At 63.1% G+C, this 13,239-nt stretch carries 13 protein-coding genes; 9 read left to right on the forward strand and 4 right to left on the reverse strand.

The features are described 5' to 3' along the window. Positions 1 to 19 precede the first annotated feature (19 nt). Together PG881_RS13290 and metN are read right to left on the reverse strand one after the other, a co-directional pair. The gene (locus PG881_RS13290; RefSeq protein ID WP_011704854.1) at positions 20 to 673 is read right to left on the reverse strand and encodes a methionine ABC transporter permease; all 654 of its coding nucleotides are present in this window, start codon (positions 671 to 673) and stop codon (positions 20 to 22) included. Next, a complete protein-coding gene (metN, locus tag PG881_RS13295; protein ID WP_011704855.1) occupies positions 654 to 1,697 on the reverse strand; it encodes a methionine ABC transporter ATP-binding protein MetN in 1,044 nt (347 codons plus the stop codon). The genes PG881_RS13290 and metN overlap by 20 nt, the downstream gene beginning before the upstream one ends. A 232-nt stretch (positions 1,698 to 1,929) precedes the next feature. Between metN and PG881_RS13300 the strand changes: the two genes are divergently transcribed. Next, positions 1,930 to 2,169, forward strand: coding sequence for a hypothetical protein (locus tag PG881_RS13300; RefSeq protein WP_244088769.1), 240 nt, complete (start codon positions 1,930 to 1,932; stop codon positions 2,167 to 2,169). Continuing rightward, positions 2,169 to 2,624, forward strand: coding sequence for a hypothetical protein (locus tag PG881_RS13305; protein WP_016349602.1), 456 nt, complete (start codon positions 2,169 to 2,171; stop codon positions 2,622 to 2,624). Before PG881_RS13300 ends, PG881_RS13305 begins: the two co-directional genes overlap by 1 nt. 112 nt (positions 2,625 to 2,736) lie before the next feature. Here PG881_RS13305 and ppgK read toward each other — a convergent pair whose 3' ends face one another. After that, positions 2,737 to 3,495 carry a polyphosphate--glucose phosphotransferase gene (gene ppgK / locus PG881_RS13310; protein ID WP_029303843.1) on the reverse strand — a complete coding sequence of 253 codons (759 nt, stop codon included), beginning with the start codon at positions 3,493 to 3,495 and terminating at the stop codon, positions 2,737 to 2,739. Positions 3,496 to 3,578: 83 nt separating this feature from the next. After that, positions 3,579 to 4,706, reverse strand: a complete 1,128-nt coding sequence (queG, locus tag PG881_RS13315; protein ID WP_270800559.1) for a tRNA epoxyqueuosine(34) reductase QueG — start codon at positions 4,704 to 4,706, stop codon at positions 3,579 to 3,581. Between the two features lie 174 nt (positions 4,707 to 4,880). Here queG and PG881_RS13320 point away from each other — a divergent pair, with 174 nt between their 5' ends. The 7 genes from PG881_RS13320 (at position 4,881) to hflX (ending at position 13,212) form a co-directional block, all read left to right on the forward strand. Beyond that, positions 4,881 to 6,392: an NAD(P)H-hydrate dehydratase gene (locus PG881_RS13320; protein WP_270800561.1), complete on the forward strand. Its 1,512-nt coding sequence runs from the start codon at positions 4,881 to 4,883 to the stop codon at positions 6,390 to 6,392. An 8-nt stretch (positions 6,393 to 6,400) separates the two neighbouring features. Continuing rightward, the gene (gene tsaE / locus PG881_RS13325; RefSeq protein WP_017410299.1) at positions 6,401 to 6,874 is read left to right on the forward strand and encodes a tRNA (adenosine(37)-N6)-threonylcarbamoyltransferase complex ATPase subunit type 1 TsaE; all 474 of its coding nucleotides are present in this window, start codon (positions 6,401 to 6,403) and stop codon (positions 6,872 to 6,874) included. Beyond that, positions 6,865 to 8,430, forward strand: coding sequence for an N-acetylmuramoyl-L-alanine amidase (locus tag PG881_RS13330; RefSeq protein ID WP_270800563.1), 1,566 nt, complete (start codon positions 6,865 to 6,867; stop codon positions 8,428 to 8,430). The genes tsaE and PG881_RS13330 overlap by 10 nt, the downstream gene beginning before the upstream one ends. Before the next feature lie 230 nt (positions 8,431 to 8,660). Continuing rightward, positions 8,661 to 10,517, forward strand: coding sequence for a DNA mismatch repair endonuclease MutL (gene mutL / locus PG881_RS13335; RefSeq protein ID WP_270800565.1), 1,857 nt, complete (start codon positions 8,661 to 8,663; stop codon positions 10,515 to 10,517). 93 nt (positions 10,518 to 10,610) lie between these two features. Further along, positions 10,611 to 11,528 (forward strand): tRNA (adenosine(37)-N6)-dimethylallyltransferase MiaA, encoded by a 918-nt coding sequence (miaA, locus tag PG881_RS13340; protein ID WP_270800685.1) that lies wholly within the window; start codon positions 10,611 to 10,613, stop codon positions 11,526 to 11,528. A gap of 70 nt (positions 11,529 to 11,598) precedes the next feature. Next, complete coding sequence (hfq, locus tag PG881_RS13345) at positions 11,599 to 11,862, forward strand: RNA chaperone Hfq (protein WP_011704864.1); 264 nt, start codon at positions 11,599 to 11,601, stop codon at positions 11,860 to 11,862. A 63-nt stretch (positions 11,863 to 11,925) separates the two neighbouring features. Continuing rightward, on the forward strand, positions 11,926 to 13,212 hold the full coding sequence (gene hflX / locus PG881_RS13350) for a ribosome rescue GTPase HflX (protein ID WP_011704865.1): 1,287 nt from the start codon (positions 11,926 to 11,928) through the stop codon (positions 13,210 to 13,212). The last annotated feature ends 27 nt before the right edge of the window (positions 13,213 to 13,239 follow it).

Here is a 13,239-nt window from a genome sequence, read left to right on the forward strand (position 1 = left end):
TCCTGTCAGAAATCGACGATTAACGATGATCACATTTGTTGACCAGGCGCTCACCCGCGCTCTGGATGAGTTGAACCAGTACGACCAGAATAACCACGGTTACCAGCATGACGGTCGGGTCGAAGCGCTGATAGCCGTAACGAATACCCACATCGCCCAGACCACCGCCCCCGATGGCACCGGCCATGGCGGAGTAGTTCACCAGCGTGACGAGGGTGATGGTGACGCTGTTGAGGATGCCGGGCAGGGCCTCTGGCAGCAGCACCTTGGTGATGATTTGCAGGGGCTTGGCGCCCATGGCCTTGGCCGCTTCCAGCAGGCCGTCCGGCACCTCCATCAGGGCCCCTTCCACCAGACGGGCGATGAAGGGAATGCAACCGACGGTCAGCGGCACGATGGCGGCGATGGTGCCGATGCTGGTGCCGACGATCAGCCGGGTCAGCGGGATGATGGCGACCAGCAGGATGATGAAGGGCACCGAGCGACCCACGTTGACCACCATGCCCAGGGTGCGGTTGAGCAGCGGGTTGGCCAGGATCTGGCCGGCCTTGGTCACGTGCAGCGCCACACCGAGCGGCAGACCGAGCAGACAGCCGAACAGGGCGGAGGCAAACACCATGATGAGGGTGTCGCCCAGGGCCGTGAACAGCAGATTAATCATGGCTTCGGACATAACCCATTACCTCCAGCTGAATATGGTTGTCGATGAGGAACTGCTGGGTCGCCTCGCACTGGGCTTCATCCCCGAACAGTTCTGCCAGCAGGAAACCGAATTTGACGCCCCCGGCGTACTCGATATCGGCGCTCAGAATGCTGATGTCGATGTTGAAGCGACGGCTCGCCTCGGATATGAGCGGCGTGTCGACCGTGCTGCCGGTAAAGCCGAGCTTCACCAGCGGATAGCTGCCGGGTACCCGCTCCGCACTCATCCGATCCTGATACTCCTGAGGCACTTCCAGGTGGATGGTGGAGTGGATGAAATCCCGCGCCAGCTGGGTCTTGGCATTGCTGAAGAACCAGGCCACTTCGCCCTGTTCGATCAGGCGGCCGTCGCTGATGATGGCCACTTCGTCACAGATCCCCTTCACCACGTCCATCTCGTGGGTGATGAGCAGGATGGTGAGCCCCAGCTTGACGTTGATCTCCTTGAGCAGGGTCAGGATCGAGCGGGTGGTCTGCGGGTCGAGGGCCGAGGTGGCCTCGTCGCACAACAGTACCTTGGGGGCCGGCGCCAGCGCCCGGGCGATGGCGACCCGCTGTTTCTGGCCACCGGAGAGCTCGGACGGATAGGCGTGGGCACGGGCTTCCAGCCCGACCAGTGCCAGCAGCTCTTCGACCCGTTGCTGGATCCTCTCTTTGCTCCAGCCCGCCAGCTCCAGCGGGAAGGCGATGTTGGCGGACACGGTACGGGAGGCGAGCAGGTTGAAATGCTGGAAAATCATTCCGATCTGGCGGCGTGCCTGGGTCAGGTCGCGCTCGCTCAGGGCGACCAGATCCTGGCCGTCGACGATGACTTGACCTTCCGTCGGGCGCTCCAGCAGGTTGACGCAGCGGATGAGGGTGCTCTTGCCGGCACCGGAGGCGCCGATCACCCCGAAAATTTTGCCTTGCGGCACATGCAGGCTCACGTCACGCAGGGCGTGCACGGCATCACTGCCTTTACCGTAGACTTTGTTGAGACCGATCAACTTAATCATGGATTCTTCCGTGCTAACAGCCTTAAAGCACAGGGCGCTACAGGCGGGTGAATTGGGCAGAGGTTTCACTGGGTTGCTCTGCCATCATGGAGGATGATGCTAAGATGTCTGGATGGCCGTGTCAACGCGCTTTTATACATCTAGACGTCTAAAAAAGTGCTAAGGATTCCCGCCTGCCGACTAACGCCGACGGTGATCTCGCTCACATCAATATTGTATTTGGTGGTATGGCATGATTGCCGAATATCACATGGTAAATATCCGCTTACAACCTCCTTTATTAGCCGCCAGCCGGATTCACCTGCTCATCCTTTTATTGCCTCCGGGTTGGCACAAATCATTCCACTTTGTATCGATCGCTGCTTTCTTGGCCACTGGCTTGATGCAGCACAACAAGGGCCGCGCTTTGGCTTGGATTGCAATTGCCTGTTTTTTATACTTGAAGGGCACGATATACAGGAGGGCAACCTGATGCGATTTCAACAAATCAAAGACTTGCTGCTCTATCTGGAGCAGGTGCATCACCAGCTTGGGCTCTGTTACGGGCGTCTCATGGCACAGGTGGATGGCGAGCGCAGCCGGCTGCTGCTGGCCTATCTGCAGCAGCGCGAGGAGGCGGCAAAGAGCCAGCTGGATGACTACCTGAGTGAACTTGGCGAAGGGGTGAAGGAGACCTGGCTGGAGCGAGGCTTCAGCGAGGATCTGCTGCCCGGGATCCGGCGCCTGAGCCTGCCCGCCACGGCCCAGACCCAGGACATAGTGCAGCTGGTGTGCCGTCAGGAGGAGAAGCTCATCGGCGAGCTCAGCCATCTGGCCAGGGAGTGTCCGACCGAGGAGACGGTACGGCTGCTCGGCGGCCTGGCCGAGCAGGAGCAGACCCGCCTGACCCGCTTGGTGCACGGCGCCCATCGGCTCGACGACTTATAGGAAATAGCCGGCCGGGCGACATGTCCCCGGGCGATAAGTAGGGTGAAAAATGGGCGCTGAAAACAGCAGAGACCCGGCAATGCCGGGCCTCTGCTGTTTGTTCACGACGGCATCATGCCGATTGGCGGGCGGCGGTGAGCTCGGCGGCGTGCAGGGCTGCGCCTATGATGCCGGCCTGATTAAGGTTGGCGGCCGCCACCAGCGGGGCCCGGGTCTCAATCTTGTCGATGAACTTGTCGAGCTTGGCGGCGCTGCCGCCGCCCAGGATGAAGAGGTCGGGGGAGAACAGAAACTCGAGGCGAGCCAGGTACTTGTTGAAGCGCTTGCCCCAGCGGCCCCAGGAGAGATCCTCGCGCTTGCGCACCGCATCCGAGCAGTAGTGCTCGGCCACCATCCCTTCCAGCATCAGATGACCCAGCTCGGTGTTGGGCAGCAGCTGACCGTTGACGAATATGGCGGTGCCGATGCCGGTGCCGACCGTGATGAGTATGATGACCCCCTTGCTGCGATCCTTGCCGGTCCCGAAGCGCATCTCGGCCAGGCCGGCCGCATCGGCGTCGTTCAGCACGTGGCAGGGTTGGCCGGTCACGTCGGCGAACAGGTGGGCGACGTCGGTTTCAATCCAGCTCTTGTCGATGTTGGCCGCACTCTTGGCGATGCCGTTGTGGATGGTGGCGGGAAAGCCGCAGCCCACCGGGCCCTTCCAGTCGAAGTGTTCCACCAGTGCCTTGAGGGTATGAGCCACGGCGGCCGGGGTGGCCGGCTGCGGCGTCACCAGTCGGTGACGTTCGCCAATCAGCTCGCCCGTTGCGGTGTCGACCAGGCATCCCTTGATCCCCGAGCCACCGATATCCACTCCCAACATCTGCATCAGCTTGTTCCTTTTATAGTGCCGACGATCGACCGTCGGCAGAGCATGAAAAAATGGCTTCGATCCGGCAAGGGGCAGATCGTCTATGCGTGATCCGGCAGACCTTTTTCGATGCAGCGGATCAGCAAGCGCGTCTTTTTGTTGTCATCCTGCTGGCGTTTGGCCAGGGTGGCCAGCGCCCATTCGATATGTTCGGCCACCATGGGCTCGGCTGCTGCCAGCGCCTGCTGCAGGGCCGTCATGACCTGCGGGCTGACCGGGCCGTTGCCAAGGGCCACCGCCAGGTTGCGGCGCCAGCGCTGATAGCCGATGCGGCGGATGGGGCTGCCTTCGGTGTGCTTGAGAAACTCGCTCTCGCTCCAGCCCCACAAGGTCAACAGCGGCGGGCGATGCAGATTGGGGCGCGGGCTGAAGTCGGGCTCCGGGCTGGCGTTGGCATAGCGGTTCCAGGGGCAGATGAGCTGGCAGTCGTCACAGCCATAGATGCGGTTGCCCATCAGCGGCCTGAACTCTTCGGGGATGGGCCCGTCGTTCTCGATGGTGAGATAGGAGATGCAGCGACGGCCGTCCACCACGTAGGGGGCGATGATGGCGCCGGTGGGGCAGATGTTGATGCAGGCCATGCACTTGCCGCACTGCTCTTTCTCCACCGGGGCATCCAGTGGCAGCGGCAGGCTGAGCAGCAGCTCCCCCAGAAAGAAGAAGGAGCCCGCCGACTCGTTGAGCAGCAGCGAGTGCTTGCCCACCCAGCCGAGGCCCGCCTTGGCTGCCAGCGGCCGCTCCAGAATGGGGGCCGAGTCGACGAAGGGGCGCCAGCCCAGCGCCTCGCAGCGCTGCTCGATGCGCTCTCCCAGCTGCTTGAGCCGGTTGCGCAGCAGCTTGTGGTAGTCGCGCCCGAGGGCGTAGCGGCTGATGTAGCCGAGGGTGGGATCGCGCAGGGTGGCGGCAAAGCCCGCCTCGAACGGCAGATAGTTCATCCGCACCGACAGCACCCGCAAGGTGCCCGGCAGCAGCTCGTGGGGGCGGGCCCGCATCATGCCGTGGCGCGCCATGTAATCCATGCTGCCGTGATGGCCCGCATCGAGCCAGGCCTGCAGCCTGGGCTCCTCGAGGGTGAGATCCGTGTCGGTGATACCGGCCTGGTCGAATCCTAGCTCGCTCGCCCAGAGCTTGATATCTTGGGCCAGTTGATGGAGTTCGGTGGTGGTCATGGGGCCGTCTGCCTGCCCGGGTGCTGACCGGGATGGAGGTGTACTGTCATGCTGTATCGCATCTCTGGGGTCTTGTTGCCAAGGTTGACCGACGGGCATGGCGGTTGCCGTCATACTGCATCATGTGCCCGGTGCCGGCTGGCCCGGATGAATGGATGAGAGTCAGGAGCCGTCATGGTACAGATCATCGGGGATGCTATCAGCGGGAAAGAGGTGCGCAGTTTACCACAATCACTGTGGCGGGCTGAACAGATCCGTGCCCTGGAGCGGGAGTGGGCCGAGCGCGAGGGGCTGGCACTCTACACCCTGATGGAGCGGGCCGGGGCGGCACTGCGCACTTACGCCACCCACCACTGGCCGCACAGCCGATGCTGGTGGATCTTCACCGGCCCTGGCAACAACGGTGGCGACGGCTATGTATTGGCCCGCCTTGCAAGGCAGTTGGGGCTGGAGCCTCAGGTGATCGCGCTGAGGGATCCCGCCGAGCTGACGGGAGACGCCAGGCGGGCCGCAGACGAGTGGCTGGCGACGGGGGGCGCAGTGGTGTCGGCCGAAGCGGGCGAGCTCGACCGGCTGCCGGCGCCGGACCTGGTGGTCGACGCACTGCTCGGCACCGGTGTCCATACCCGACTGTCACCGCTTATGACAAAGATCGTCGCAACAATCAATGGCTTGCAGGTGCCTGTGCTATCGGTGGATCTCCCCTCCGGCCTCAATGCCGACACCGGCTGCGCCATGGGGGCCGTGGTGTGCGCCAGCCGCACCCTCACCTTCATCGGCATCAAGCAGGGCATGCTCACCGCTGACGGAGTGGACTGCGTCGGTCACCTCGACTGTGACCCCCTCGGCGTCAGTGTCCCGCCCGGGTGGCAGTCGGCCGCCGAGCGCATCGATTATCCCTCCCTGCACACCCGGCTGGCGCCGCGCCAGCGCTCGTCCCACAAGGGCTCCCACGGCAAGGTGCTGCTGGTGGGGGGCAATGCGGGGATGCAGGGGGCCATCGTGCTGGCCGCTCGTGCCTGCCTGCGGGCTGGTGCCGGCCTGGTGCGGGTGTGCCAGCATCCTGACCATCTGCCCGCCAGCCTTTACCAGGCCGAATTGATGGGCAGTCAGGGCGGGGACGAGGAGCGCTGGGCCTCGGTGCGGGTGGTGGGACCTGGTCTGGGTCGGGATGAGTGGGGTCGGCGTCATTTTGAGTCATTTGTTAACGAGCAGGTGCCGCTGGTATTGGATGCCGATGGATTGAATTGGCTGGCGCAATGTCCCCGTCATCAGGATAATTGGGTGCTCACGCCCCATCCGGGCGAGGCAGCCCGCCTGCTGGGCTGCACCATTGCCGAGATTGCCGCGGATCGTTTTGCCGCGGTGCAGCGTCTGCAGCAGCGTTTCGGCGGTGTGGTGCTGCTCAAGGGGGCGGGGACGCTGATCCACGACGGCAAGGGGATGGCGCTCTGCGACGAGGGCAATCCCGGCATGGCCAGTGGCGGCATGGGCGACCTGTTATCTGGTATAATCGCCGCCCTTTTGGCCCAGGGCTGGTCTGCCGCCGAGGCAACCCGACTGGGCGCCGTGATCCACGGGGAAGCGGCCGATCTGGCCGCTGCAGACGGAGAGCGGGGCATGCTGGCATCGGACCTGCTGCCCTTTATCCGTCGACTGGTAAATCCCGACACCATAACAAGCTAAAGAAGAACATGGCAAAACAGTTGATGATGACACTGCCGGACGAGGCAGCAACGGTGGCACTGGGTGGCCGACTGGCCCACGCCTGCCAGCAGGCAACCACGGTGTTCTTGCACGGCTCTCTCGGGGCCGGCAAAACCACCCTGACCCGGGGCTGGGTACAGGGGTTGGGGCATGAGGGCAAGGTCAAGAGCCCGACCTATACCCTGGTCGAGCCCTATGAGCTGGCCGACTGGCAGCTCTACCACTTCGATCTCTATCGATTGGCCGACCCGGAGGAGCTGGAGTTCATGGGGATCCGTGACTACTTCGGCGCCAATACCCTCTGTCTGGTGGAGTGGCCGGAGAAGGGCGATGGCTGGCTGCCTGCCCCCGATCTCGACATTACCCTGAGTTATGCAAACGAGCAGCGTGAGGTCCTGATAGAGGCCCGCACCGCTATTGGCGAAGCCATTCTGGAACGGTTGTCATCTACGTGCGCTTGATCCTTGTTATTGCCCTCTCCCTGCTGGCCTTACCCTCCTGGGCGAATCAGCTCAAGAGCGTGCGGGTGTGGCCGTCGCCGGACAACACCCGGGTGGTGCTCGACATGAGCAGCGCCCCCAATTACAACTACTTCACCCTGACCGGCCCCGACCGGCTGGTGATCGACCTGAAAGGGGCGAGCAACGTCACCAATCTGGCCCGCATCGAGAACAAGAGCGAGCTGGTGCGCAAGATCCGCGAGAGCTCGCCGCTGGAGAAGGGCGGTCTGCGGCTGGTGCTGGATCTCAGCTCCACCATCAAGCCGGTGGTGTTCCCGCTGGCACCGGCGGGGCCCTACGGCCACCGTCTGGTGATCGACCTGCCGTACGAAGAGAAGGCCTCCGCCACGGTGCAAGCCACGCCGGTGGGTGGCAAGGGCAAGGGAGTGGTGATTGCCATTGACCCGGGCCACGGCGGCGAAGACCCGGGCTCCATCGGCCCGCGTCGCACCTACGAGAAGCGGGTGACCCTGGCGGTCTCCCAGAAGCTGGCCGCCCTCATCGACCGCGAGCCCGGCATGCGTGCCGTGCTGACCCGGCGCGGCGACTATTTCGTCGATCTAAACAAGCGCTCCGAGATTGCCCGCAAGGCCAAGGCCGACCTGCTGGTGTCGGTGCACGCCGACAGCTTCCACAACTCGACCCCGCGCGGTGCCTCCGTCTGGGTACTGTCGACCAACCGCGCCAACCGCGAGATGGGCAGCTGGCTGGAGAAACAGGAGAAGCAGGGCGAGCTGCTGGGGGGCGTCGGCAAGGTGTTGGCCGAATCGGACCCGAACCCCTATCTGGCGCAGACCTTCCTCGACCTCTCCATGGACAAGTCCCGTGCCGAGGGTTATGACGTCAGCCGCCAGATCCTGCGCTCGCTGGGCCGGGTTGCCAGGTTGCACAAGAAGGCACCGGAGCACGCCAGTCTGGCGGTGCTGAAGGCGCCGGATATCCCCTCCGTGCTGGTGGAGACGGGCTTTATCTCCAACCACGCCGAAGAGCAGCTGCTGGCCACCGCCAGCTATCAGGATCAGCTGGCCCGCGCCATCTTCGAAGGCATCCGCAACTACTACCGTGCCCATCCGACCAAGGGGGCCATGCTCACCGGCAAGGGGCAGGGCAGCAACAAGCAGGCGGCGGTCAGCCGACCCGCCCCCGCCAGCAAGCCGGTCGCCGTCAGCAAGCCGGCGGCGCAACCGGTGCAGCAGGTGGTGACCAACCGGATGCCGGCCACCGAGCCGAATCGTAGCAGTGATGGCGGGGCACCGGTCAGCAGCGTCGGCGGATCCTCGTCCGGCGCCGGGGTGATCAAGCCCTACGTGGTGGCGGCCAAAGAGCCCAGTGCCCCGGTCGCCAGCGTGCAGAGCAACGACAAGGCCAACATGCTCCGTCATGTGGTCACCCGCGGTCAAAGCCTCTCCCGGCTCGCCGAGAAATACGGGGTCAGCCAGGCGCGGTTGGTGGAGATCAACAAGCTCAAGTCGCGGGACATCCAGATAGGGCAGGTGCTCTATATTCCGCAAAAATAGCGCAGGATGAGCCGCAGGACCCGTCCCTGCCACTGACAGGGACGGGTCCGGTGAGCCGTCATCGAATCCCGCCGATTACCCGCGCCTTTAATCATCAGGAGTCAGTGATGTCGATCCGTATCTTGTCCCCTGTTCTGGCCAGCCAGACGAGCGTGGGCTGTGGTACGGCGGCGTGGCTCTCATCCGGGGCGATTGCCACAGCCACCCCGTTCAACCAGCAGGAGTAAGCGATGCCAATCCGTATATTGCCGCCGATTCTGGCCAACCAGATTGCTGCCGGTGAGGTGGTGGAGCGGCCCTCCTCCGTGGTCAAGGAGCTGGTGGAAAACAGCCTGGATGCGGGCGCCGACCGGGTCGAGATCGACATCGACAAGGGCGGTGCCAAGCTCATTCGCATTCGCGACAACGGCGGTGGTGTCGCCAAGGATGAGCTGGTGCTGGCACTGTCGCGCCACGCCACCTCCAAGGTGGCGACCCTCGACGATCTGGAAGGGATCAACAGCCTGGGCTTTCGCGGCGAGGCGCTCGCCTCCATCAGCTCGGTCTCCCGGCTCACCTTCACCTCCCGCACGGCGGAGCAGAGCGAGGCTTGGCAGGCGCAGGCCGAAGGACGCGAGATGAGCGTCACCGTCAAACCGGCGGCCCACCCGGTGGGCACCACGGTGGAGGTGGTGGATCTCTTCTTCAACACTCCGGCACGGCGCAAGTTCATGCGCAGCGAAAAGACCGAGTTCGCCCACATCGATGAGCTGGTACGCCGCATCGCGCTCTCCCGCTTCGACGTCACCCTGATCCTGCGTCACAACGGCAAGGTGGTGCGCCAGTACAAGGCCGCCAATACGGTGGCGGAGCAGGAGCGCCGGCTCGCCGCGGTGTGCGGCTCTCCCTTCATGCACCACGCGCTGGCGGTGGAGAGCGAGCACAGCGACGTGCGGCTGTGGGGCTGGCTGGCGACCCCGGAGGGCGCCAGGCCGCAGAACGATCTGCAATACACCTATGTCAATGGCCGCATGATGCGCGATAAGCTCATCAACCACGCCATCCGCCAGGCCTATGACGAGCTGCTGCCGGCCGACCGGTTCGCGGCCTACGTGCTCTACATCGAGCTGGATCCGCGCCAGGTGGATGTCAACGTCCATCCGGCCAAGCACGAGGTGCGCTTTCATCAGGCGCGCCTCATTCACGACTTCATCTTCCAGGCGCTGTTTACTGCCCTGCGCCAGCAAGGAGCAGCCAGCGACGAGCCCCTGGCCGAGACCCTGGTCGAGCTGCCGGTCAGTGCCCCCATCGAGTACCCGGGCCAGGCCCCCAGAGCCGAGTGGTATGGCGCCGAGCACAACTACCGGGCCCCGGCCCGGGAAGTGCGGGAAGGGAGTGGTGCAGGGAGAGCGGGCAACTACCAGCCGCCCGAGCCCCCCAGCCGGGAGGCGATGCGCGGCATGGGATCGCTGCTCACTACCCTGCCGGCAGTGCAGGCAGAGGCTGAAACCGCACCTGTTGCCGTTGCCGTGCTCGCCAAAGCGGGGACGTGGCGGGCATTGACCCTGGTGGAACAGGCCTATCTGTTGCTGGAGCGGGACAACCGGCTGGCTCTGCTGTCGCTGGTGCGGGCCGAGCGCTTGCTGCTGCGCCACTGGCTGCTGGAGACCTGGGGTCAGGGGCTGGCGGCTCAGCCACTGCTGTTACCGGTCTCCTTCAAGTTGCCGAAAAACCTGGTCGCGCTGGTCGAGCAGCAGGATCGTTTGCTCAAACGGATGGGGCTGGAGTTGAAAAGCGGCGGGCGCGACACCATGATCCTGACTCGGGTGCCGGCGTTGCTGCGCCAGACCGATCTGGTGCGCTTATTACCCGAATTGCTGCAACTGATCGAGAGCGGATCTGACAGTGATGCCGGCCAGCAGGCTGAAGTACTATGCCAATGGCTGGTGGAGCAGGGGATAAGTCGCGAAAAAGTATACGATTTTGCCACGGCCAACCGTCTGCTGACGGAACTTGTAGCCGATTTCAGTGACCAACTGGCAGACGTTCGCATGGTGCGCCCGCTGGCGCTGGCGAGCGTGCTGGCCGAGTTCGCCGATGGCCATTGAGGGGAATGCCCCTCTTGAACCCATAAACCAGTTTTTTTGCAGGTGCGCCGCACGGGCGGCAACCATGCAAGGGGAGTTTTTCACGTGGCTGACTTGCCGACTGCAATTTTTCTGATGGGGCCGACGGCCTCCGGCAAGACGGATCTCGCCATCGAACTGTGCCAGGCGCTGCCCTGCGACATCATCAGCGTAGATTCCGCGCTCATCTATCGCGGCATGGATATCGGCACCGCCAAGCCGACCGCCGATGAACTGGCACGAGCCCCGCACCGGCTGATCGATATCCTGGACCCCGCCGTGAGCTATTCGGCGGCCGATTTTTGCAAGGATGCGCTGCGGGAGATGAAAGAGATTGCCGAGCACGGCCGCATTCCGCTGCTGGTGGGCGGCACCATGCTCTATTTCAAGGCGCTGCTGGAGGGGCTTTCTCCGCTGCCTTCCGCCGACCCCGCCATTCGGGCCGGCATCGAGGAGGAGGCCGCTCGCCTTGGCTGGCAGGCTCTGCACGATGAACTGGTGCGCATCGACCCGGTGGCCGGTGCCCGCATCCATCCCAATGACCCGCAGCGGCTCAGCCGGGCGCTCGAGGTCTACCGCATCAGCGGCAAGACGCTCACCGAGCTGACTCAGGTGCAGGGGGAGGGGTTGCCCTATCGGGTGCTGCAGTTTGCCATCGCACCGAGCGATCGCGCCGTGCTGCACCAGCGCATCGAGCTGCGCTTTGACAAGATGCTGCAGGGAGGCTTTGAACAGGAAGTCAGGGCGCTCTATCAACGGGGCGATCTCACCCCGGATCTTCCCTCCATCCGCTGCGTGGGATACCGCCAAATGTGGGACTACCTGGCGGGGGAAGTGGAGTATGATGAGATGCGCTATCGCGGAATTGTTGCCACCCGCCAGTTGGCCAAGCGTCAAATGACCTGGTTGCGCGGTTGGTCTGATGTGACCTGGTTGGAATCTGGTGAGTCTGGCAATCTGGCAAGGGTCGTCGCCCGTGCCGGAGTGGCTTGACACTCCTGTATAATCAGGTTGTTATATTGATATCCGGTGTTTAAAAACAACAAACTATAAGGAAAAGAAGATGGCTAAGGGGCAATCTCTCCAAGACCCGTTTTTGAATGCGCTGCGCCGTGAGCGGATTCCTGTTTCTATCTATTTGGTGAACGGCATCAAACTGCAGGGTCAGATCGAATCGTTTGACCAGTTTGTCATTTTGCTGAAGAACACCGTGAGCCAGATGGTCTACAAGCACGCCATCTCTACCGTGGTGCCGGCCCGTGCCGTCAACCACCACCAGCATGCGCCGGGCGCGGCTGGCGAAGAGCAGGGTGAAGCCGAGGCGTGATATCCCGGGACGAGGCGACTCGTCAACCCAGATTCATCATGATTCCTGTCAAGGAGCAAGCGCTTGTTTGACCGTTATGAAGCCGGCGAACAGGCCGTTCTGGTACATGTCAACTTCAGTGATGAGGGTGAGCGGGAGGATCTGGAAGAGCTCAAGATGCTGGTGAGCTCGGCCGGGGTCAATGCGCTGGGGGTGATCACCACCAGCCGCAGTGCGCCCAGCGCCAAATTTTTTGTCGGCAGCGGCAAGGCTGAAGAGATAGCGTCCCAGGTCCAGATGCTGGATGCCGACGTCGTCATCTTCAACCATGCCCTGACCCCTGCCCAGGAGCGCAACCTGGAGCGTCTGTTCCAGTGCCGGGTAGTGGACAGGACCGGCCTGATCCTCGATATCTTTGCCCAGCGCGCCCGTACCCACGAAGGCAAGTTGCAGGTCGAACTGGCCCAGTTACGCCATCTTTCTACTCGCCTGGTGCGAGGCTGGACCCACCTTGAACGTCAGAAGGGCGGGATCGGCCTGCGCGGCCCGGGTGAAACTCAGCTGGAAACCGACCGTCGCCTGTTGCGTGAGCGTATCAAGGCGATTTTGCGTCGGCTCGACAAGGTGGCCAAGCAGCGGGAGCAGGGGCGTCGTGCCCGCAACCGCAACGAGGTACCGACCGTTTCTCTGGTGGGTTACACCAACGCCGGAAAGTCCACTTTGTTCAACCAACTTACAGCTGCCAGCGTGTATGCTGCCGACCAATTGTTCGCAACCCTGGATCCGACCCTGCGCAAATTGGTGATCCAGGATGTGGGTGATGTGATTCTGGCGGATACAGTTGGATTTATTCGACACTTGCCCCATGATCTGGTCGCGGCCTTCAAGGCGACGCTGCAGGAGACCCGCGAAGCGGACCTGCTGCTGCACGTGGTGGACTGTGCCGATGAGCAGATGCAGGAAAATATCGAGTCGGTGCAGCAGGTGCTGGCCGAGATCGAAGCCGATGACCGACCCCAGCTGATGATCTGCAACAAGATCGACAAGCTGGGTGAACATCCGGTCGGGCTTGAGCGTGACGAAGAGGGGCGCCCGGTGCGGGTCTGGCTGTCAGCCCAGACCGGGGAAGGGTGTGCAGACCTGTTTACGGCCCTGACTGAATTGCTGGCCGGATCCATGGTGCACCACACCCTGCAGTTGCCGCCTTCGGCCGCCAGATTGCGCAGTGCGCTCTATCGCCTCAAGGGCATCGAGCAGGAAGGTTTCAGCGAGGAGGGGGATTTTGTGTTGGAAGTCCGCCTGCAACTGGCTGACTGGAACCGCCTCATGAAACAAGAAGGTGAGAGTTTACAACGCTTTATCAGGCATTGATTCGTCGATGAGATGAATGTTTGCTGG

The sequence above is a fragment of the Aeromonas sp. QDB54 genome, from assembly GCF_027707385.1.
Classification (GTDB): domain Bacteria; phylum Pseudomonadota; class Gammaproteobacteria; order Enterobacterales; family Aeromonadaceae; genus Aeromonas; species Aeromonas hydrophila.

Coding starts and splice junctions, on each gene's coding strand:
- PG881_RS13290 (WP_011704854.1), bottom strand. CDS start 673: ATGTCCGAAGCCATGATTAATCTGCTGTTCACGGCCCTGGGCGACACC.
- metN (WP_011704855.1), bottom strand. CDS start 1,697: ATGATTAAGTTGATCGGTCTCAACAAAGTCTACGGTAAAGGCAGTGAT.
- PG881_RS13300 (WP_244088769.1), top strand. CDS start 1,930: ATGATTGCCGAATATCACATGGTAAATATCCGCTTACAACCTCCTTTA.
- PG881_RS13305 (WP_016349602.1), top strand. CDS start 2,169: ATGCGATTTCAACAAATCAAAGACTTGCTGCTCTATCTGGAGCAGGTG.
- ppgK (WP_029303843.1), bottom strand. CDS start 3,495: ATGCAGATGTTGGGAGTGGATATCGGTGGCTCGGGGATCAAGGGATGC.
- queG (WP_270800559.1), bottom strand. CDS start 4,706: ATGACCACCACCGAACTCCATCAACTGGCCCAAGATATCAAGCTCTGG.
- PG881_RS13320 (WP_270800561.1), top strand. CDS start 4,881: ATGGTACAGATCATCGGGGATGCTATCAGCGGGAAAGAGGTGCGCAGT.
- tsaE (WP_017410299.1), top strand. CDS start 6,401: ATGGCAAAACAGTTGATGATGACACTGCCGGACGAGGCAGCAACGGTG.
- mutL (WP_270800565.1), top strand. CDS start 8,661: ATGCCAATCCGTATATTGCCGCCGATTCTGGCCAACCAGATTGCTGCC.
- hfq (WP_011704864.1), top strand. CDS start 11,599: ATGGCTAAGGGGCAATCTCTCCAAGACCCGTTTTTGAATGCGCTGCGC.